Here is a 21190-nt window from a genome sequence, read left to right on the forward strand (position 1 = left end):
TCAGCTCCGGCCGTAATCGTCTTCCAGGCGTTCGATGTCGTCTTCGTCGCAGATGCCGAGCTGCGTCTCGACAATCAGCAGGGGCTTGGTGCCGGGATTCGTGATCCGGTGGATGCCGCCCACCGGAATGAAGACGGTGGATCCCGTCTCGACCGGCCGATCCGTCCCATCCAGATGGAACAGGCCCTCCCCGGCCACGATCACCCAATGCTCGCTCCGCAACCGGTGCCGCTGCAAGGAAAGTCGCTGCCCCGGCGCCACCACGATCCGTTTGACCCGGTAACCCGGCTCATTGAGGTACTCTTCCCAGCGTCCCCAGGGGCGGTCATCGGCATCGAGGAAGTTTTCAGGCATGACGGGCAGGGTAAAAGATTTCAGGTGAGGATTGGAGGCTCGGAGCTTCTCAAGTTTGGTTGACGGACTGGAGCCCGACCTTCGTGTGGGGCTCGGCCGCGTCCCGGCTCATGCCGTCACCGGGGCGTCATCCGCCTTCCTGCCCACGGTCCGGAGTATGGCAAAAAGGACAATGCCGCCTCCCAGCATGGACACCCACCAAGGCAGACCGAATCCGGCCGGAATGGTACCCAGAAGGAGCGCGACCCCGCCCACCATCAGAGCGTACGGCAGCTGGGTCCGGACGTGCTCAATGTGATCACAGCCGGACGCCATGGACGAAAGGATGGTGGTGTCCGAAATCGGGGAGCAATGGTCACCCCAGACCGATCCGGCGAGGACACACGAAATGGTGGAGTACAGAATGTGGTAATCATGCACGGCCACCATGTCATTCACGACCATGACCGCCCAGGCCAAGGGCAACACCAGGGGCAGAAGGATGCCCATGGTGCCCCAGCTCGAACCGGTGGCGAAGGCCGTGGCAGCAGACAGCAGGAAAACAATGGCCGGAATGAACGACGGGCTGACAGTATCGCCAAGGACCGACACCAGGAAGTCGGCGGTTTGCAGGACATCCGTGATCGACGACAGCGACCAAGCGAGGACCAGGATAATCATGGCAAACAGCATGCCCTTCAGGCCGCTGTACCAGGATTCCATGACTTCCGTCACGGTCAGGATCCGCTGGGATACCGACAGGACCGCGGCCACGAGCACACCCAGCAGGGAGGCCCACATGAGCGCCTTGTAGGAATTCGCCGAACCAATGATGTCCCGCAGATTGTCCCCATCACCGGTAACGTAGAGGCCGACCATGACGCCAACCACGAGGACAACCACAGGCAGCACCGCGTTGATCATACGGTGGGGGACGCCCTCTTTCGGAGCCGTTTCGTCGGCGTCCACACCCGTCTCGGTTGCCAGACTGCCTGGCGACATGACCTCGCCCGTCGTGCGCGCACGCAACTCGGCGGCGTACATGGGTCCGAAATCCAGCCTGGTCAGGGACACCATGAACACGAAGGCAATGGCCAGGACCGGGTAAAACGAATACGGGATGGATGCCAGGAAGAGGGCATAGGCCGATTCGTCCAGTCCGTCCAGGTTGGCGACCGCGGTACCGATGAGTCCGACCTCGTATCCGATCCACGTGGTCACGAGCGCAATACAGGCGACCGGTGCCGCTGTTGAATCCACCAGGTACGCCAGTTTTTCCCGCGAAATACGGAGCCGGTCGGTCACCGGGCGCATGGTATTTCCGACCACGAGGGTGTTGGCGTAGTCGTCGAAGAAGATGGCCACACCCAGCCCGGCGGTTGCGACTTGCCCTTTGACAGCCGTCTTGGCCCATTTCACGATCTGATTGACCACCCCTTGCATGCCGCCATTCCTGGAAATGATGCCGACCATGCCCCCGATCATGAACGTGAACAGGATGATGGATGCGTGATCCGGATTGGCCAGCGCATTCAGCACATACACCTGGAATGCGGCAAACAGACCGGTAAAGACCCCCTCGAACGAGATACCGATGGCCAGGAACGCCCCGAGCCATATCCCGAGGAAAAGGGCCGGGACCACGCGTTTGAAAATGAGCGCGATCACGATGGCCATGAGCGGTGGCAGGATGGACGTCCACGGCGGCAGCTTGTGGATATCCCTGGAAGCCACCAACACACCCTGGCGCAACAGCGTGATTGACGTGGCCCCCGAAACCTCGGAAAGAACGCCTTCGGCCACTACTTCATCGTCGTCCGTCAACGTGACAGCATAGGACTGCCCATCCACGACCACCTCATAGAAGGACAGGGCCAGGGAATCACGGGAAATATCCAGTTTCACGTCGAACGGGATGCCCGTGAGGGCCACATCGGGGCCCGAAATGCCCCAACTCTGGGCGTCTGCCTGCCGGACGACAAGACCGGAAACCAGTACCAGGAAAAATACGACCAGGAATCGGAGGCTGGATTGGGAACTGGGGTTCATGACGGATTGATTCAAGAGGTTCCAAAGATGCGATCGCCGGCATCACCCAGTCCCGGGCGGATGAAGGCGTTGGCATCCAATTCACGGTCTATGGCAGCGGTCACTACGTGCACATCCGGATGCGCGGTGTGCAGACGCTCAATGCCTTCGGGCGCCGATACCAACGATACCATGATCAGCCGGCGTGCGCCGTGGTCCTTGAGGTGCTGGATGGCACCACAGGCACTTCCCCCGGTGGCCAACATGGGGTCCACCACCACGACCAACGCATCCCGGAGACCTTCCGGATAATTTGCGTAATAGTCCACCGGATTGTGGGTCGTTTCGTCCCGATACATGCCCAGGTGACCGACGCGTGCATCGGGCAGGAAGCGGATGAATCCGTCCACCATGCCGAGACCGGCCCGCAGGATGGGCACGACAACGACCTGTTCGTCCAGTTCGATGCCTGCTGCCGGTTCCAGGGGTGTCTGTACCGTCACCTGGCGTACGCGGACGGTCCGGAGCGCCTCGTACGCCAGATAGGCCGACGCTCCCGCCAGTATCTGCCGGAAGTCGCCATACGGCGTCGTCGCCCGCCGCAATCGTGTCAGATCACGCCCGAGCAACGGATGGTCAACGACCGTTACGCCTGCCGACATGGTTTATTTGTGACCGCGGCTCTGACGCTCGACTTCCTTGGGCTGCGACTTCCAGGGCTGGCGCTCGAAGTAGCTGTCCGTGATCTTTTTCAACAATCCGGAGAGCAGCACGAGCGTGATGACGTTCGGAAGTGTCACCAGCGACAGGGCCACGTCCCCGATGTCCCAGATGGTCGTGATGGCCAGGACCGCTCCGACGAAGTGGAAAATCAGGAAGACGATCTTGTAGGGCACGATGGCTTTCTTGCCCCACAGATAGTTGGCACAGCGGTCACCGTAGTAGCTCCACGAAATGGCCGTTGAGATCGCGAACAGGAAGACGCAGATCAACACCAGGTACCGTCCGACGCCACCCAGGCCGATGGGCTCCAGCCCGCGCTCGAATCCGAGGGTCGTGAGTGGCGATGAATTCCGGGCCGCGTCGCCGAAGAGCACGGCGTATTCCGTCCCGTCATCCGATACCGCTCGGGCGGTACCCGGATAAATGACGCCCGAGAACGGGATGGTCTGGTCCGGGTCGACGTAGAATGTTTCCACGGCCACATCGAAGTAGGCCATGCGGGGCATGTCCGGTGTGGCGGTTGGCGCCCCGTTCGTGACGGTATAGAGTTCCGGAGGCAGGGTCGTGACAATCCGGCCGTTCTCGTTGGCTTCCACGAAGGACACATTCCCGTCCGTCAGACCGATTTCCGTTGGAATACGCGCCTCGTGCGCACCGGTCATGACGATGACCAGCCCGGTCATGGTGCAGATGACAATCGTATCGATGAACGGCTCGAGCAATGCCACGACGCCTTCCGACACGGGCTCATCCGTCTTTGCCGCCGAGTGGGCAATAGGGGCCGAACCCTGTCCCGCCTCGTTGGAGAAGAGTCCCCGCTGCACACCGTACTGGAGCGTGAACATGAACACGCCCATTCCGGTACCGGCAACACCGGCCGTCGGATTGAACGCTTCGCTGAAAATGGTCCCGAACGCCGGCAGAATGTTTTCCAGGTTGAGGGCCAGGATGACCAATGCGGCCGTCACATACAGGCCGGCCATGACCGGCGCAAGGATGCTGGTCACGCGGCCAATCCGGGATATCCCGCCAATGATGACCGTACCCACGACGGTCGCCGTCAACAGGCCGGTCATCCACGTGGCAATGCCGAAGTTGTCCGCAACCTGCGTCGCGACGGTATTGGCCTGGATGGCATTCCCCGTCATGAACGACGTGATCATGAGCATGAAGGCAAAGAACATGGCGACGGGCTTCCAATTCCACCCGAACACGTCCTTGACGCCCCGCTCGATGTAATACATGGGGCCACCCGCGACGGAACCGGCCATCTTGCCGCCTTCCATTTCCACGCGGTAATGCTGGGCCAGGGTGACCTCACTGAATTTCGTGGCCATGCCCAGGAACGCCGTAACCCACATCCAGAACAGGGCGCCGGGGCCTCCCCAGTGGATGGCCAGCGCCACGCCTGCAATGTTGCCGATGCCGACCGTCGCAGAGAGTGCCGTCGTGAGGGCCTGGAAATGCGACACATCGCCCGGCTCCGAGTCGTCATCGTAACGGCCAGTCGTGACGGCGAATCCATGCCCGAGTCGGCGGAGCTGGACAAAACCGAGTCGGAGGGTCAAGAAGATGCCGACGCCGAGCAGACCGATCACCAGTACAGGTGACAGGTATCCATTGATGACGTCAATAACGTGTGCGAGCAGTTCCATTGAGAGGTAGTCTGGTGGTTGCCAAACGAGGAATATAACGTCACTCGCCTCCGTGAGCAAACCGTGAAGGCACCCACTGGCCCACGCCCACGCTGTCTACCGATCTGCCGATGAAAGACTCTTCGGATCCACTTCCACGATGCGGCGATTCAGGACCGCGAGCGTACGGGACGGATACTTGCGGACCAACCGGTAATCATGGGTCGCCATGAGAACGGTCATCCCGTTCCGGTGCAGTCCCACCAACAGTTTCTGGATTTCATCCGCGACCCCCGGATCCAGGTTTCCGGTCGGCTCGTCGGCCAGCACTACCCACGGCTCATTCACGATGGCGCGCGCAATCACCACCCGCTGTTGCTCACCGCCGGAAAGCTCATGGGGAAACCGGTTGCGCTTGTGGCTCAAACCCACACGGGCCAGAACCTGCAGTACACGGTTCTTGACGTCCTTTCCTGATTTCCCGGTAACATACTGGGCAAACGCGATGTTGTCGTACACATTCCGGTCCGGCAACAGCTGGAAATCCTGGAACACGATCCCGATGGCGCGGCGCAGGTACGGTGTATCGTCGTCTTCTTTCCCGGTCGATACGAAGTCCGCAATCCGGACCGAACCATTTCCCGGCTTTGCATCGCGATACAGCAGCTTCAGGAGCGAAGATTTTCCGCTGCCGGTCGGTCCAACGAGGTACACGAACTCCCCCCGGCCGATTTTGAGCGATACGTTCTCCAGGACCGGCTTCTCGCTTCCGTCCGGCAAAGGATAGGTGACCGATACATCCTGGAGTTCAATCATGGCCGCACGACCCAATGGATGCGCTCGGCTTCTCCATCCGCAGGATCGAGCGAAAAACCGTCATAGGCGGCCAGTACCGTCCAGCCGCTCCGCTGCAGCAGGGCACGAATGGTATCGAAGGTCCAGGCACGCTCCACATGCTCTTCCACGAACGAACCGGACGGTGTCGTGATTTCGAACACCGTCGTATGCAACCCCGTTTCGGGGTCATAGTGGCTGGTGCGCTTGTAGGATCCTTCCTCAAGCTCGTCCTCATCCTCGAAGAACTCCGCATTGTTCACGGAATTTGCCGGTGTCGATTGATCGAACACCAGGAACCCATCCGGCGCCAGCATGCCACGCACCTGGGCCAGCATCCCCTCCACCGCCTCCTCCGTGAGGAGGTAATTCATGCCATCGTAAAGGAGGATGCACGCGTCGGCACGTTGTCCGCCCATGACAGCTTCATCGAGCGGGGCTCCGGGATAGACCAGCCGGGTTGCAGTGACCGATTCCGGCAGACGCTGCCGCGCGATGGCCAGCATATCTTCCGACCCGTCGGTGGCCACGTAGGAAACGCGTCGCCGGCGCAGGAATTCCTCGGCAAACATGCCGGTTCCGCAGCCCAGTTCCACCACGACATCGGGATTCAGGTCATGCTCGTCCAGCATGTGGTGGATATAGTCGGCCCATGCCTCATGGTCCACGTAATCCATGACCTCATCATAGATGCCGGCAAGGACGGTATAGGGTTCAACGTGCATGGCGTACGGGTTCAAGTGCCCGGTTGCGGGCAATGATGCAGGCTTCATCGATGGCGGACCGCATGGACATGGCGTTGGCAACCCCTTGCCCGGCAATGTCGAAGGCGGTTCCGTGGTCCGGGGATGTACGCACGATGGGAAGACCCGCCGTGACATTCACGCCACGCCCGAAGGTGAGGGACTTGAACGGGATGAGCCCTTGGTCGTGGTACATGGCCAGAACGGCGTCATAGCGAAGGTGGGCCTTTCTGCCGAAGAATGCATCGGCGGCGAACGGACCCTCCAACGTGACATCCATTCCTGCCGCAGCATCCAGAGCGGGGCGCAATACCGTCGTCTCCTCGTCGCCGAGGATTCCGCCATCACCGGCGTGCGGATTCAGGCCGAGCACGGCAATCTTCGGATGGGCAATACCATGGTCCGTCTTGAGCGCTGCACCCACGACAGCCAGTTTTCCCAGGATGGCGGCGGTCGTCACTTCGTGAGCCACCTCCCTCAGCGGAACGTGCGCCGTCACGAGAGCAACACGGAATCCACCGGAGACCATCATCATACAGAAGGACGACCCGCTGCACTTTCCGGCGATGAATTCGGTATGACCGGGGAAATCCCATCCGCCAAGATGGATGGCCTCCTTTGAAATGGGCGCCGTGACCACCGCGTCTGCCTGACCGGTCAGGCACAGGTCGACCGCCGCATCCACAGCCACCATGGATACATTGCCGCTCTCTGCCGACAAGAGTCCGTGTACCGGCCGGTATGAGGCTACATGCACAACCGCAAGTGCTCCCCCGGCGGCCTGTTCCGCCGCATTGTACAGTCCCGGGAACGCCTCCAGGGCCTCCCGGGGTCCGACAAGAATAGGGCGCACACGCTGGTGGAGATCGGCATCGGACAATGCCTTCAACACGACCTCTGGACCTATTCCGTTCGGATCGCCCAATGAAATGGCGACCCGGATTCGCTGCTCAGCCATGGATCAGCGTTTGTTTTCGGCGTAGGCGCGCAGGTATTCCACCAGAAGCCGGACACCGAACCCCGTTCCGCCCACGGGATGGTACGGGCCAGCGGTGGACAGGAATGCCGGACCGGCAATGTCCACATGCATCCATGGATAGTCCACGAAGTGCTCCAGGAACTTGGCCGCCGTAATGGCCCCCCCTTCGCGGCCCCCGACATTCTTCAGGTCGGCTACCTCCGATTTCAGTTGATCCTTGTAGTCGTCGAACATGGGCAGCGGGTGGACCCGGTCCCCGGACAGTTCGCCGGCTTTGAGCATGGCTTTGAGCCGATCTTCCGCCCCCTTTGTTTCATTGGTCATCAGTGCGCCCACGATTTCACCGAGGGCTACGGCGGCTGAACCGGTCAGTGTGGCCAGGTCGATCACGATTTCCGGATAGAACGTCGATGCATACGAGAGCGCATCGGCCAGGATCATTCGCCCCTCGGCGTCGGTGTTCAGGACCTCAACGGTGGCACCGGAGTGCATCTTCACGACATCCCCCGGTACGTAGGCGTTTTCTCCCGGACGGTTGTCCGTGGCGGGAATGAGACCCACCACGTACAATGGCAACTCCATGCGTGCCAGGGCCTCCATGGTTCCTATGACCGCAGCGGCGCCGGCCATGTCGGACTTCATGTAATCCATGGAGTTCTTGGTGGGCTTCAGGGAGAGGCCGCCGGTATCGAATACCACGCCCTTGCCGACCAGGACAACCGGTCGTGTATTCCGGGCATTCTCGGGATTCCACTCCAATACCGAAAACGTGGGCGGCTCCTTGGAACCCCGGTTCACGGCCAGCAGGCCTCCCATGCCTTCTTCCTCAATGAGGGCCTTGTCCCAGACGGACACTTCATAGCCGCTCCGTTTCGCCGACTTCTCGATGGCCTTGGCCAGCAAGGTCGGGGTCTTCTCGTCCGGCGACAGGTTGACCAGGTCACGGGCCGACCAGACGGCCTCCGATACCAGGCGTCCCCGGTCAGCACCCCGACGGACCAGCTTGTCCTGATCCGACGTCTGGATGACCAACCGCTGAGGGCCTTCATCTTCAGACGCATCGGTCTTGTACTTGCGGAATCGATAGGCCCCCAGCATGAATCCCTCGACCAGCGCTTGTGACGCCACGTCCCCATCCACATTGAAATCCGACGGTACGGAAATCCCGACGGTTTCCGCATTGGTTTTTATGGCGATGGCGGACCCGGCCGCCGCCGCGCGACGCAGGCGCTCGGCATTCACGTCGGCCTCCTCGCCCACACCCACGATAAGGAGTCGTTTGGCCGTCCCGGAGTCGGGATACACCACGAGCGTATCGGCCAATTTACCGGAAAAATCGCTCCTCGAGCGAACCACAACGTCACCGAAGGCCTCGGACAATACTTCAAGACCATCCGCGGCCTGCTCGGCCGAGCAGGGAACCAACAACAGGTCAACGTCCAGTTCCGAAAGGGAGATGGTCGATACAGATACTTTCATGGACATCAGTTTTTGTTTTTCATTTCGAGGAGCGCGGACAGATAGTCCTCGTCCTCGGCCGACAGGGAGTCGGATGAATCCGGTTCATTGAAGGAAATGTAACGGGGAGCCGAATCGACAATCTGCCGGACGGTTTCCTCGAGGGATTTGTGAACGAACGCACCCGATGCGTTGCGGTGGCCGCCCCCACCGAAGAACCGGGCCCAACCGTGGACATGATCGTCCGCCTTGGAACGGAAGCTGATCTTGGTGCCGCGCTCGGTTTCCGTCAGGAGGAGAGCAACCCGGACACCTTCAATGGACAGGATCTGGTTCGCAATCCCTTCGGTCTCTTCGACCGATGCACCGGTATCGGCCAATGCCGCCCGCGTCACCGACATCATGCCGAGTTGACCATCGAACCGCAGGTCGAGGGTATCCAGTATGCGCCCCATCAACCGGATACCACCGGACGAACGCTTGTCGTAGACCTCTGCATGGATAGCGGCCACGTCCAGTTGTCCCCGCTCAATGATATCGGCCACCCGCCGGTGCAGGTCCGGCGTCACATTGGAATACCGGAAAGATCCCGTATCGGTCATGATGGCGGTGTACAGGCTGGCAGCAATGGCTTGATCCATGGCCTGGATATCCCATTCTGCCAGGATTTCGTAGACCAGCTCTCCTGTGGACGAAGCGGAATCACGGTGCCACGTGAGGTCGAACCATCCTTCAGGATCGGGATGATGGTCCACCAGCAGCGTGGTGGCCTTTCCGTCCTTGACCAGCGTTCCGTGGTCGCCAATACGGTGCACGGCATTCGTGTCGGCGATCACGATGACGTCGGCATCCGCCAGCGCCCTGACCTGTTCCAGACTTCCGTCATAGATCACAATCCGATCCGATCCAGGCAACCAGTCCAGGTTGTACGGATGGGGGTCCGCATTCAGCATGAGCACGTCTATGCCCTTCTTTTCCAGGAACAGGCCCAACCCCAACTGGGAGCCGATGGCATCGCCATCGGGGCGCGTGTGTACGGAAATGACGACGGACTTCGCTCGGGTGAGCGCATTGAGAACAACGGCCTTGGAGGCTTCAGACATGCAGACACGGACCTGTAGGAAAAATAGTCCGTGTTAAACCGTCGGGGACCGGGGAAGTTCTACCGCTTCAGTCGGGGTCCCCACAGCCAGGCATCCCTGTACGCCAACGCCGTCGCGTCCGCGTCCGGGTCGACCACCACCCTGACCGCCGGGTCCTCCGCTACCACGATATCGGTCTGGAAGACGACGCCCCGGGAATTCACCGTGACCGGAATCCCATCACCGGGCGCCAGGCGAGCCACCCACGCCTCCAGGTATTCGGGGTGGGACACCGGTCGGCCGTCCACGTGGGTAATCCGATCGCCGGGAGATACACCGGCACGGAACAGGGGCGTTCCTTCCAGTGCGGCCGCCACCAGGATCCCATCCGACGCAGGCACGAGTGCTGCCATCAAGCCGGGTCCGGGGTGGGCGGATTCCAGCTGCAGCCCCATGCGCGCCAGCAGTTCCGCATAGTCCGGGACCCCGTGGCCACGTACGTACCGGTCCATGAATGTGGTGGCAAAACCGCGATCGCCGGCCACCTCACCCAGCACATGCTCAAGGTCCTCAAGAGTGTACGGCACCTCGGCCTGACCGTACCGTTCCCACATCCGTTGCATGAGGACATCCACCGAGGTATCGAATTCCGTCCGGAGCGTGACGTCCAGAGCGAGTCCGATTGCGCTCCCCCACGTGTAGTAGGAAATGAACGTGTTGGCCGTGTTCATGGGGTCCAGGAAGCTGCCCTGGTCCGCGAACGTGGCATACTGACTCATTTCAACCAAGGATCGGTGTGCCCGTCCCGGGAGGTTGACCACCGCGTTGACGGTGCCCGACAGGCTGGCGGCGTAGTCCGCAACGCTGGTCAGCCCTGCCCGATGGATGGAGAGTCCGGTGTAATACGAAGTGAACCCTTCGGCGAACCAGAGCAGATCGGTCATGTTTTCTGCCTCGAAATCGAAGGGCTCCAGATCGGCCGGTCGAATCCGTTCCACGTTCCACTGGTGGAAATATTCGTGCGACATGGTCCCCAGGTTCGACAGGCCGTCCGGGGTCAGGGGATTCGGATTCGTAACCACCGTCGAGTTCCGGTGCTCCATGCCGTCTCCCACTGCGTGGGGCATGTAGCATACGATGAAGGTGTAGGTACCGAAATCATGCGCCGGCAATTCCCCGAATACGTTCCACTGGGCGTCGACGATGGCGCGGACGTTGCGGGCAAAGGCCTCCCCTTCCTGCACGGAGCCTGTGTGGTGCAGGGCAATCCGGTGTTCCGACTGACGCGTCCCATCATCCACCGTCCACGTGTGCCACTCCAGGGCGGCCATTTCGGTGGGAGAATCCAACAGATAGGCCAGGTCAGGCGCTGTGAACGTCTCGGGGTCGTTCGTCGGAACGAGTTGCGTCGCGATCGTCCATTCCGGGTGGGGGCGAACGAACCGGATCCGGATGGGAGCCGCATCCATGTTCCGCGCCCACAGGATGGTCGCCGGCATGTTCAGGTGCGCGTGCGTGCGATCGAGCGACGAATAGGTGCCGTCCGCCCGGTCAGCGAAGAGGGTATACCGGACGTGCACGGTCCCGGAATGCCCCACAACGTTCCATTGGTAAGGATTCGGACGCTCTATGCGCAGTGTGCGTCCCGCCTCGTCGGTTGCCACGACATCGTAGACATTCTTTGCGAACTCGTGCATGGCGTAACGCCCGGGGGATGTCCGGCTCATCCGCAGTTCCACGGGTTTCCCGGCATCCAGACCGGAAAACGTGGCCCGGACATCCGCCTCGTGGTGTTCAATCCGATCAAAGCGGAGCTCGTATTCCACGGACGGCGTCGGCTCACCGGCACATACCGTATGCGCAAGGAGCACGGCGTGGGCCAGGGTCAGGCCAAGGAGAGACATCATGAACCGGTTCGGATTAGGCATTCTGGATACAGAAGACATGGTTGTCCTGTTCTTGAGGGAAAGACACATGGCGGACCGGAGCATAACCTTTGCGACGCGCGGTCCGGACCAGGGCATGATCACACTACGGATAGAGCCGTTCCGTGTCCCACGTTCCTGCCTCCGGATGGGGACGAGTGAAAACCAACCGGTCATGCAACCGGAACGGCCTTCCCTGCCAGAATTCCATCCGTTCGGGCTGGACCAGATACCCGCCCCACCACTCAGGCAACGGGACATCTGCCCCGGCATACCGGGCTTCCACGTCCTTCACGGCCTGTTCGAGCTCGGCACGACTGCCGAGCCGACGACTCTGCCGGGAGGCCCACGCCCCGATCCGGCTGCCGCGGGGTCGGCTCCGGAAATAGACCTCCGCTTCTTCCCTGGAGACCGGCTCCACGCGACCTTCAACGCGGACCTGGCGCTCCAGCACGGGCCAATGGAAAAGCAGGGCCACGTGCGGATTGGCGTTCATCTCGTCCGCCTTCCTCGACTCCAGATTCGTATAGAACACGAACCCGCGTTCATCCGCCGACTTCAGCAGCACCATGCGACTGGACGGGCGGCCATCCGCCGACACCGTGGACAGCGACAAGGCTTCCGGAAGGAACAGTCCCGACTTCCGGGCAGCCGCGAACCATTCGGAAAACAGGGCGATGGGATCGGCGTCGGCCGTTGCATCGGGCATTCCGACGACCAGGCCTTTTCCGGCCGTTGCGAGGGCACGAAACGTGGATAGCAAACTCATGATGCTGCAGGAACGGTCACGAAGGCTGTGGAAGAACGGGAGGGGTTTCGAGCAGGATGCCGCGATCCAGGGTCAGGGTACGGTCCGCCATGGCGGCGAACGCCGGGTTGTGCGTGACCAGGATGAACGTCTGGCCCATGTCCCGGCTCAACCTCAGCAATTCCTCGTGCAGGGCATGGGCCGTCTGTTCGTCCAGATTGCCCGTCGGTTCGTCGGCCAGCACCAGATCGGGATCGTTCATCAGCGCCCGGGCAATCGCCACCCGCTGCTTCTCCCCTCCCGACAGCTCGGCCGGTCGGTGGGCGGACCGGTCGGACAATCCCACGACCGTCAGCAGTTCCGCGGCGCGCACACGTGCCCGGTCCATGGGCGTTCCGGCAATCAGGGCCGGCATGAACACATTCTCCAGTGCCGAGAACTCGGGCAGCAAGTGATGGAACTGGAAAACGAACCCCAGTCGGCGATTCCGGAAAAGGGAAAGGGCGTCGTCGGAGCCGGTGAAAATATCCTTTCCCTGGAACAGCACATCCCCCGAATCCGGGCGATCCAGCGCTCCCAGGACGTGCAACAAGGTGCTTTTCCCGGAGCCGCTCTCCCCGACGATGGCCACGACTTCGCCCCGGCGAACCGACAGGTTCACATTCCTGAGCACTTCAATGCGGCCACCGGAAATGGCCGGATACGACTTCACGAGTGCACGCACCCGGACCAGGGGTTCGGCTCCGTCGCTACTCATCGTTTCGCTGGATATCGTACTTGCCCATCTTGTTGTACAGGTGGGACCGCTGGATGCCGATGGCTTCGGCCGTCCGGCTGATATTCCAGTCGAATTGCTCCAGTTTGTGCTCGATGAACATCTTCTCGGCACGGTCCCGGAAGTCCTGGAACTGATCGAACTTGTCCATGAGTCCGACGATGGGATTGACCGATGCCCCTCCCGGCGCCACGTACCGTTCCACGTCCAGGTGTCCAATCCGGTCTCCGGTGCTCATGATGGTCAACCGCTCGACCACATTGTGCAGTTCGCGAACGTTGCCGCGCCATTCAAACGCCTTCAGCGCGGTCAATGCCTCGTCCGAGAACGGTCTAGGCTCGAGGCCATTCCGCCGGGCAATCCGGTCGGCTATATGGTTCGTGATGATGGGAATGTCCTCCCGGCGCTCCCTGAGCGGCGGGACATGGATGAGAATGACGGACAGCCGGTGGTACAGGTCCTCCCGGAACTGCCCCCGTTCTATCTGTTCCAACAGGTTCTTGTTGGTCGCCGCGATCACCCGGACATCCACCGGGATGGAGCGGTCCCCTCCCACCCGCGTGATCTGGTTTTCCTGAAGGGCCCGAAGCACCTTCGCCTGGGCGGACAGACTCATGTCCCCGATTTCGTCCAGGAAAAGCGTTCCGTTGTGCGCCTGCTCGAATTTGCCAATCCGTTGCTTCGTGGCCCCGGTGAAACTGCCCTTCTCATGGCCGAACAGCTCACTCTCAATCAGTTCACCCGGAATGGCCGCGCAATTCACTTCGACAATGGGTCCGTCCGTCCGGTGGGACTTCCGGTGCACCCATTTCGCGACGAGTTCCTTTCCGGTCCCGGGCTCGCCCGTTATCAGCACCCGCGCTTCGGTGGGGCCCACCCGGTCAATGGTCTCCGTGATCTGCCGGATGGCCGCACTTTCTCCCAGAATGGGCGTCACATCCCCCTCGTGCCGCTCCACGATGGTCTGGCGCATCCGGGTGTTCTCGGCAACCAGTTGCCCCCGGTCCATGGCATTGCGCAGCGTAACCAGCAGTCGGTTCAGGTCCGGCGGTTTCTCGACGAAATCGAACGCACCCAACTTGGTGGCTTCGACTGCCGTCTCGATGGTCCCGTGCCCGGAAATCATGACGACCGGTGCCTCGCACTGCATGCGGCCCATCTCCGTGAGCACCTCCATGCCGTCCCGCTTGGGCATCTTGACATCCAGCAGGACCACATCGTACGTCCCGGACCGCAGCTTCTCGAGCGCCTGCTCGCCGTCCTCTGCCTCATCCACCGAGTAATCCTCGTACTCGAGGATTTCCCGCAACGAGCGGCGGATGGCCGCTTCGTCGTCGACGACGAGGATGCTGGGAACGGCCATCAGTTTCCGGCAGCGACCGCGGCCAGGTAGAAGTCGATGTTCTGGGCGGCCGTCGATTCCGGCCAATCGGATTTGATCTCCTGGTAGGCCCGCGCGGCCTGGTCCGTTTCGCCGGCGGCCGTGAAGGCACGACCGGCATCCATCAGATAATTCGGTGTGGAGATGGACGATTCGAACATGCGTGCGGCCCGCAGATACAGATCGCCGGCGGTCTCGTGTTCGCCCCGCATTTCCAGGATGGCCGCTTCGCCGGCGAGGGCCGATGCGCCGAGGTAATCCGCACTCTTGTCGTACTTGCGGAAATACTCCAGGGCACGATCATGATCGCCGACCCGGTACAGGGCATCGGCCGCATAGAAGGTGGCCAGGTTGCCCGACGGCGTTCCACCATACTCCTCGGCAATATCAATCAAACCGGTGAACGTGATGTCCCCATCCAGGGCGGCCCGGTACGCACCGTCTTCGTAACGATCCACGGCAAAAGCCATTTCGGACAACGCGGCTTCGTTGCGGACACTGGAATTCCACGCCAGGCCCACGATGACGAGTGCAATGAGCACAATGCCCCCGATGGCGCCGTATACCAGATTTCGCTGGTTCTCGTAGATGTCAATGGCACGGGCATAGAGCGTGACAACGGTATCTTCGCGCAATTCGTGGCGGCGGGATACTTTCCGGGTGGGTTTCAGTGTGGACATGCGAAGTGCAGGATGGATACAGAAAGCGGTAGAGGACTGCTCGGCAGAGCATACCAAATTACGGCAAAAGCACGGGTCTATCAAACCGCATAATTAATGACTTCTTGGTGCATATGACATGCCCATTGACGAGTTTTCGTACCGACCATCAACCAACTCCCCATTCCCATGTCCATTCGCCTCGGCATAAACGGTTTCGGTCGCATTGGCCGCCTCGTTTTCCGCTCCATCATCGAACGCAACGCATCGGAAATCGAAGTCGTCGGCGTGAACGATCTGACCGACGCACGCACGCTTGCGCATCTCCTGAAATACGATTCCGTGCACGGTCGTTTTCCCGGTACCGTGGAAGCTGCGGACAATGCCCTCATCGTCAACGGAACGAAAATTCCCGTTTTCAGCGAGCGCAATCCGGCCGACCTCCCCTGGGGCGACCTGAAGGTGGATGTCGTGGTGGAGTCCACGGGCATATTCCGCTCCCGCGAGAAGGCCGCCCTACATCTGCAGGCCGGTGCGAAAAAGGTCGTCATCTCGGCTCCCGCATCGGGCCAGGTGGATGCCACGGTCGTGCTGGGCGTGAACGACAACGTCCTGACCGGCAAAGAAGAAATCGTGTCCAATGCCTCCTGCACCACCAACTGCCTGGCCCCCATGGTCAAGGTCCTGGATGATGCACTTGGCGTCAAGAAAGGCCTGATGACCACCGTGCACGCGTACACGTCGGACCAGAACATCCAGGATGCGCCGCACAAGGACCTCCGTCGCGCCCGTGCAGCCGCCGTATCCATCATACCGACCTCGACCGGAGCGGCGTCCGCTGTGGGTCTGGTACTGCCCCATCTCGCCGGCAAACTCGACGGATTTGCCCTGCGTGTGCCCACGCCGGACGGCTCGCTCACCGATCTCACGGTGGAAGTCGGCCGCGAAACCACCGCCGAAGAAGTGAACGAACTGTTCCGCAAGGCAGCGGCCGGTGCCATGAAGGGCATCATCGAGTACTCCGACGAACCCTTGGTATCCACGGATATCATCCACAATCCGCACTCGAATATTTTCGACTCCGATTCCACCATGGTCATGGGCAACCTTGTCAAGGTGGTCGGGTGGTATGACAACGAGTGGGGCTACTCCTGCCGCACCGTCGACATGGTGGTTCGCCTCATGGAGAAGGCCGGATGAGCTGGAAAACGCTGGGCGACCTTGACCTGAACGGGAAACGCGTCCTCATGCGCGTGGACTTCAACGTCCCGCTTGACGATGACGGCCAGGTGGGCGACGATACGCGGATCCGCGGGGCGCTGCCCAGCATCCGCTACATCCTGGAGCACGGCGGCACACCGGTACTCATGACGCATTTGGGGCGCCCGAAAGGGGCGCCGGACCCCGCCTACACCGTGGCACCCGTAGCCGAGCGGCTGTCGGTCCTGCTGGATGCGCCGGTGGTGCTGGCTCCCGCCACCGTCGGTGCCGACGTGGAAGCCGTCCTGGACGCGACCGGTCCGGGCGAGGTGGTCATGCTGGAGAACACCCGGTTCAACGCCGGCGAGACGACCAACGACGCTGCGTTCAGCGCACAGTTGGCGCGGCTCGGGGATGTCTACGTCAATGACGCGTTCGGTGCGGCTCACCGCGCGCACGCATCCACCGAAGGCGTGGCCCGGTTGCTGGGCGAACGGGCGGCCGGATTCCTGATGGATCGCGAACTGGCCACCTTGACGCGCATCACCAATAATCCGGAGAAACCGTTCGTGGCCATTGTGGGCGGCGCCAAGGTCTCCGACAAGATCGGCGTCATCCGCGCGCTGCTCGGCACGGCCGACGCCCTCCTGATAGGCGGTGCCATGGCCTATACGTTCCTCAAGGCCCAGGGAAAGGAAACCGGCACATCCCTGGTCGAAGACGATCGGCTGGATCTGGCCCGGGAACTGCTGGAGGAGGCCGGAGAGCGGTTGCATCTGCCGGTGGATCACGTGTGCGCCAAGGAATTCAAGGCCGACGCGCCGGCGACCGTGGTCGAGGGCGCCATCCCCGCGGACCAGATGGGGCTCGATATTGGGCCTGCGACGCGGACAGCCTATACGAAGGTCATCCTGGGCGCCCGGACGGTCGTCTGGAACGGGCCGATGGGGGTATTCGAAATGGATGCCTTCGCGTCCGGGACGCACGCCATTGCAGATGCCCTGGTCGAAGCCACCCGGAAGGGAGCATTCACCGTAGTCGGCGGCGGGGATTCCGTGGCGGCCATCACCGGTGCTGGCCTGGAAGATGAAGTCAGCCACGTGTCCACGGGCGGCGGTGCCATGCTTGAATTGCTGGAGGGTCAGACGCTTCCGGGCGTCGCGGTATTGGAGCCATGACCGCGACGGTCCTTGACGCACGTGGGGCCGGAAAAACGTACAGGACAGGCCTCCGGCGCCGCGAAGTGCATGCGCTTGACGCCCTGGACCTGACGGTGCACGCGGGAGACCTGCTGGGCATCCTCGGACCGAATGGTGCGGGGAAAACCACCCTGTTGAAGCTGGCACTGGGCATTGTCCGCCCGACCCGCGGTACCGTTTCCCTGTTCGGGCGCGAAGCGGGCGACCCTGCGGCCCGGCGTCGCGTGGGCTACCTGGCGGAAAACCATCGTTTCCCGCCGCACCTCACGGCACGACAGGTCCTGGACGTGTACGGTCGGCTGGGCGATGTCACGCATCCGGTCCGGCACCGCCGGATCCAGGAGTTGTTGGGCCTGGTCGAATTGACGGACTGGGCCGACCGCCGGACCGGCACCTTCTCGAAAGGGATGATGCAGCGCCTGGGATTGGCCCAAGCCCTGCTGGGCGATCCGGAACTGCTCATCCTGGATGAACCGACGGACGGAATAGACCCGGTCGGTCGCCGCAATATTCGGGACCTCCTGCTCCGGCTGAACCGTGAGGGGATGACCATCCTCCTGAATTCCCACATGCTGTCCGAAGTCGAGCACCTGTGCCGGCGCGTCGTGGTCCTGCGCCACGGCGCGTGTCTGTGGGCCGGTCCGACCTCTGACCTGCTCAAAGCCAGCTCGTCCGTTATTCTCCGCATAAAACGCGGAGAATACGATGAAAATGTGGTACTGGACGGCGCGACGGACGAGGAATTGAACGCCCGGATAGACGCGCTTCGGAGCGAAGGCGTTCTCATCCTGTCCGTGGAACGCGCAAAGAACACACTCGAGTCCGGGTTCATCCGGTTGATGGAGGCGGAATAATGCTGACCTTCAGCGGATCCTTGTTGCTGACCTTCCGCGAGCTGTGGGCCCTCCGCCTTACCCAGGGCATGTTTGCCGTGGCCACGCTCGCCTGGCTCGTGCTTTCCCTCGCCCTGAAACTGGATGTAGTGGAAGGATCGCTTGCCGCCCTGCGGATTTTCGGGATGGATGCCCAGCCCGGTGGCGCGCTGCCCGTCGGCGAGTTCGTCCTCGCAGTGAATCAAATGGTGTTCGGCGCCGCGTATTTCCTGGGCACGCTGTTGGGTCTGTTTGCGACCATGCCCCTGATAGGCGGTCTGCTCGAGTCTGGACGCATAGATCTCCTGCTGTCCAAACCGGTGTCCCGATCCCGGATTCTGGGCGGACACCTGGCCGGACTCGTACTGGTCGTGTCGGCTCTCTCAACGTACCTCATAGGAGGCGTCTGGTTGACGCTCTCCCTGAAGACCGGCATATGGGAGACCGCCTTTCTCGCGGCCATCCCCTTGATGGTCGCCATGTTCGTGGTCATGTACGGGGTCTTGCTGTTTTTCACCGTGCTGACCCGGAATGCCGGTCTGGGACTCATCGTATCCTACGGCCTGATCTTCGTGTCTGTCATCCTGGCCGCCCACGAACAGATCCGTCCACAACTGGACGGCGTGGGCCTGGCGGTATTCTCTACGCTGTACCACGTCCTGCCCAACTTCGCCGAGATCGCCCGGACCGTCTCGCAACTCGCCTCTCCGGAGGGCGTATCGGACGTCTATCCCTTCATTTCTTCCCTCCTGTTCGGAGGCATCGTATATGCGTTCAGTTTCCGTCTTTTCGCCCGCAAGGATTTTTAACGCGACCCTGCTGGCAGCCGTCCTCGTGCTCGGCGGCTGCGACAGCGAGGCACTCGTTCTGTCCAGTTCGGACCAGGACGACCGGGCCCTGGCGGCGCTGGGAACGGACCATGCAGCCATGTTCCGCGTGGATGTCCGCGGTCTCATGGCCGAATCGGATGCCGTGTTGGCCATGCTTCCTGCCGAGGCCGGTGCCATGTGGCAGGTACGCATGCAGGAAATTGCTGCTGCAACCGGGATGGATCCGCAGCAGGACATGGACGTGGTGTGGTTGGCCGTCGGGGATGACTACGGATCGGCCGTTGCATTCGCCGAGCATGATCCGACCTTCCTGACCACGGCCCTGCCCCACCGCACGACGATGGTCGGGCACGACGTGTATCATCCGGAAGATGCGAGCGGCATGCAGGTTGCGTCCTGGCAGGGAGATGTCCTCCTTGCCACATCCACGGAGCCGGCCATGCGACGGGCGCTGGAGGCCTTCCAATCCAATGCTCCCGCCCCGTCCCTGCCGACCGAGGCTGCCCGGGTGCGCTCGGCCGATGCGTGGGTCCACGTCCGGGACATGCCGGCCCTGCTGGCCAGCATGCCCGATGCCGGTGGAGACCTTACCGGTCAACTGCGGCTGCTGTTGGGACAAGTCCAATCCGGTGCGGCCGGTCTGGTCGTGAACAACGGTTCGTTTTCGTTCCAGCTGGTGGGCCGCCCCGTTGCGTCCACGACGCCGGATGACCTGGCCAGCGTTCTGAAGGGCGTGGTGGCCATTGCCAAAATGCAACCGGACCTCCCCGCCGAGTTCCTGTCCATCGTGGAGGGCATTGATATTGCCGCCCGGGATGGTTTCGTAACCGTTGAACTCACCCTTTCGGCCGAAGCAGCAGCCGCACTTCTCGCTTCCATGCAGGAATGATCCACCGCGACCTTGCATCCGTCCGCTTCACCCTGGACGAATGCCCCCGCATTCCGCTGCCGAAGCGGGTACTCATGACCTCCCCCGCCCACTTCGACGTGGTGTACGTCATCAACCCCCACATGCAGGGCAACGTGGGGGACGTGGACCCCATCCGGGCGCGGGAGCAGTGGGTGTCCGTACGCGATGCGTTCACGGCCTGCGGGCTGGAGATGCACGAAATACCCGGTCAGTCCGGCCTGCCCGACATGGTGTTCTGCGCCAACCAGACGTTGCCGGCCATCCGCCCGGGGGGCGGGGCTCGCGAGCTCATCCTGAGCCGGATGTATGCCGAACAGCGGCGCGGCGAGGTCACGCACTACGACCGGTTCTTCCGGGAGCAGGGCTATGAAATCCACGATGATCTCGTGGGGGGCGACACCCCGTTCGAAGGCATGGGCGACGCCATCTGGCACGCCGACCGCTTCCTGTTGTGGGGCGGATACGGGTTCCGGACCAGTCCCCACGCCTACGATGTCATTGCAAGGCACCTGGACGTCCCCATCCTGCTGCTCTACCTGGACGACCCGGACTTCTACCACCTGGATACGTGTCTGTGCGTGTTGGATGCGGATCACGCCATCGTTTTCCCGGGGGCCTTCAATACCGTGGGCATGGAACTCCTGCGGCATTTTTTCCGGGTCGTGATTGAGGCTCCGGAAGATGAGGCGCGTCACCTGTTCGCGTGCAACGCCACGTGCCCTGACGGGCATCACGTCATCATCCAGGAAGGATGCGTCGAGACGTGCCGCCAACTCCGCGAGCACGGATTCGAACCGGTCGAGGTCGACACGGGCGAATTCCTGAAGTCCGGCGGTTCGGTTTATTGCATGAAGCAGCTGTTCTGGTAGTAGGCTGC

General features: G+C 61.9%; 20 protein-coding genes. 6 read left to right on the forward strand and 14 right to left on the reverse strand.

Features of this window, described 5'->3' with window-relative positions; translation table 11 throughout:
* The 14 genes from RIE53_11245 to RIE53_11310 all read right to left on the reverse strand — a co-directional run bounded on the left by RIE53_11245 (window position 1) and on the right by RIE53_11310 (window position 15323).
* Window positions 1–354, reverse strand: coding sequence for a phosphomannose isomerase type II C-terminal cupin domain (locus RIE53_11245; protein ID MEQ9105256.1), 354 nt, complete (start codon window positions 352–354; stop codon window positions 1–3).
* A gap of 108 nt (window positions 355–462) precedes the next feature.
* Window positions 463–2382, reverse strand: a complete 1920-nt coding sequence (locus tag RIE53_11250; GenBank protein MEQ9105257.1) for a Na+/H+ antiporter NhaC family protein — start codon at window positions 2380–2382, stop codon at window positions 463–465.
* Between the two features lie 11 nt (window positions 2383–2393).
* The gene (gene upp, locus RIE53_11255; protein ID MEQ9105258.1) at window positions 2394–3023 is read right to left on the reverse strand and encodes a uracil phosphoribosyltransferase; all 630 of its coding nucleotides are present in this window, start codon (window positions 3021–3023) and stop codon (window positions 2394–2396) included.
* Window positions 3024–3026: 3 nt separating this feature from the next.
* Window positions 3027–4739, reverse strand: a complete 1713-nt coding sequence (locus RIE53_11260; protein ID MEQ9105259.1) for a sodium:alanine symporter family protein — start codon at window positions 4737–4739, stop codon at window positions 3027–3029.
* A 96-nt stretch (window positions 4740–4835) separates the two neighbouring features.
* Entirely contained in the window at window positions 4836–5534 is a 699-nt protein-coding gene (locus tag RIE53_11265) for an ATP-binding cassette domain-containing protein (GenBank protein MEQ9105260.1), read from the reverse strand.
* Window positions 5531–6277: a class I SAM-dependent methyltransferase gene (locus RIE53_11270; protein MEQ9105261.1), complete on the reverse strand. Its 747-nt coding sequence runs from the start codon at window positions 6275–6277 to the stop codon at window positions 5531–5533. Before RIE53_11270 ends, RIE53_11265 begins: the two co-directional genes overlap by 4 nt.
* Complete coding sequence (pdxA, locus tag RIE53_11275) at window positions 6267–7253, reverse strand: 4-hydroxythreonine-4-phosphate dehydrogenase PdxA (protein ID MEQ9105262.1); 987 nt, start codon at window positions 7251–7253, stop codon at window positions 6267–6269. The genes RIE53_11270 and pdxA overlap by 11 nt, the downstream gene beginning before the upstream one ends.
* A 3-nt stretch (window positions 7254–7256) precedes the next feature.
* Window positions 7257–8753, reverse strand: a complete 1497-nt coding sequence (locus tag RIE53_11280) for a leucyl aminopeptidase (protein ID MEQ9105263.1) — start codon at window positions 8751–8753, stop codon at window positions 7257–7259.
* Between the two features lie 5 nt (window positions 8754–8758).
* Window positions 8759–9835: a bifunctional oligoribonuclease/PAP phosphatase NrnA gene (locus RIE53_11285; GenBank protein MEQ9105264.1), complete on the reverse strand. Its 1077-nt coding sequence runs from the start codon at window positions 9833–9835 to the stop codon at window positions 8759–8761.
* A gap of 59 nt (window positions 9836–9894) precedes the next feature.
* Window positions 9895–11721 (reverse strand): PDZ domain-containing protein, encoded by a 1827-nt coding sequence (locus RIE53_11290; protein ID MEQ9105265.1) that lies wholly within the window; start codon window positions 11719–11721, stop codon window positions 9895–9897.
* Window positions 11722–11845: 124 nt separating this feature from the next.
* On the reverse strand, window positions 11846–12508 hold the full coding sequence (gene pdxH, locus RIE53_11295; GenBank protein ID MEQ9105266.1) for a pyridoxamine 5'-phosphate oxidase: 663 nt from the start codon (window positions 12506–12508) through the stop codon (window positions 11846–11848).
* Between the two features lie 16 nt (window positions 12509–12524).
* On the reverse strand, window positions 12525–13244 hold the full coding sequence (locus RIE53_11300) for an ABC transporter ATP-binding protein (protein ID MEQ9105267.1): 720 nt from the start codon (window positions 13242–13244) through the stop codon (window positions 12525–12527).
* Window positions 13237–14625: a sigma-54 dependent transcriptional regulator gene (locus RIE53_11305; GenBank protein MEQ9105268.1), complete on the reverse strand. Its 1389-nt coding sequence runs from the start codon at window positions 14623–14625 to the stop codon at window positions 13237–13239. Before RIE53_11305 ends, RIE53_11300 begins: the two co-directional genes overlap by 8 nt.
* Window positions 14625–15323, reverse strand: coding sequence for a tetratricopeptide repeat protein (locus RIE53_11310; GenBank protein ID MEQ9105269.1), 699 nt, complete (start codon window positions 15321–15323; stop codon window positions 14625–14627). Before RIE53_11310 ends, RIE53_11305 begins: the two co-directional genes overlap by 1 nt.
* Window positions 15324–15491: 168 nt before the next feature.
* Between RIE53_11310 and gap the strand changes: the two genes are divergently transcribed.
* The 6 genes from gap to RIE53_11340 are packed head-to-tail and all read left to right on the forward strand — an operon-like array spanning window position 15492 to window position 21182.
* The gene (gene gap / locus RIE53_11315) at window positions 15492–16502 is read left to right on the forward strand and encodes a type I glyceraldehyde-3-phosphate dehydrogenase (GenBank protein ID MEQ9105270.1); all 1011 of its coding nucleotides are present in this window, start codon (window positions 15492–15494) and stop codon (window positions 16500–16502) included.
* The gene (locus tag RIE53_11320) at window positions 16499–17680 is read left to right on the forward strand and encodes a phosphoglycerate kinase (protein ID MEQ9105271.1); all 1182 of its coding nucleotides are present in this window, start codon (window positions 16499–16501) and stop codon (window positions 17678–17680) included. The genes gap and RIE53_11320 overlap by 4 nt, the downstream gene beginning before the upstream one ends.
* Window positions 17677–18555, forward strand: coding sequence for an ABC transporter ATP-binding protein (locus tag RIE53_11325; protein MEQ9105272.1), 879 nt, complete (start codon window positions 17677–17679; stop codon window positions 18553–18555). The genes RIE53_11320 and RIE53_11325 overlap by 4 nt, the downstream gene beginning before the upstream one ends.
* Window positions 18555–19382: an ABC transporter permease subunit gene (locus tag RIE53_11330; protein MEQ9105273.1), complete on the forward strand. Its 828-nt coding sequence runs from the start codon at window positions 18555–18557 to the stop codon at window positions 19380–19382. The genes RIE53_11325 and RIE53_11330 overlap by 1 nt, the downstream gene beginning before the upstream one ends.
* Before the next feature lie 25 nt (window positions 19383–19407).
* Window positions 19408–20292, forward strand: coding sequence for a hypothetical protein (locus tag RIE53_11335; GenBank protein MEQ9105274.1), 885 nt, complete (start codon window positions 19408–19410; stop codon window positions 20290–20292).
* Window positions 20289–21182 carry an arginine deiminase-related protein gene (locus RIE53_11340; GenBank protein MEQ9105275.1) on the forward strand — a complete coding sequence of 298 codons (894 nt, stop codon included), beginning with the start codon at window positions 20289–20291 and terminating at the stop codon, window positions 21180–21182. Before RIE53_11335 ends, RIE53_11340 begins: the two co-directional genes overlap by 4 nt.
* The last annotated feature ends 8 nt before the right edge of the window (window positions 21183–21190 follow it).

This window comes from Rhodothermales bacterium, from assembly GCA_040221055.1.
Classification (GTDB): Bacteria; Bacteroidota; Rhodothermia; order Rhodothermales; family UBA10348; genus 1-14-0-65-60-17.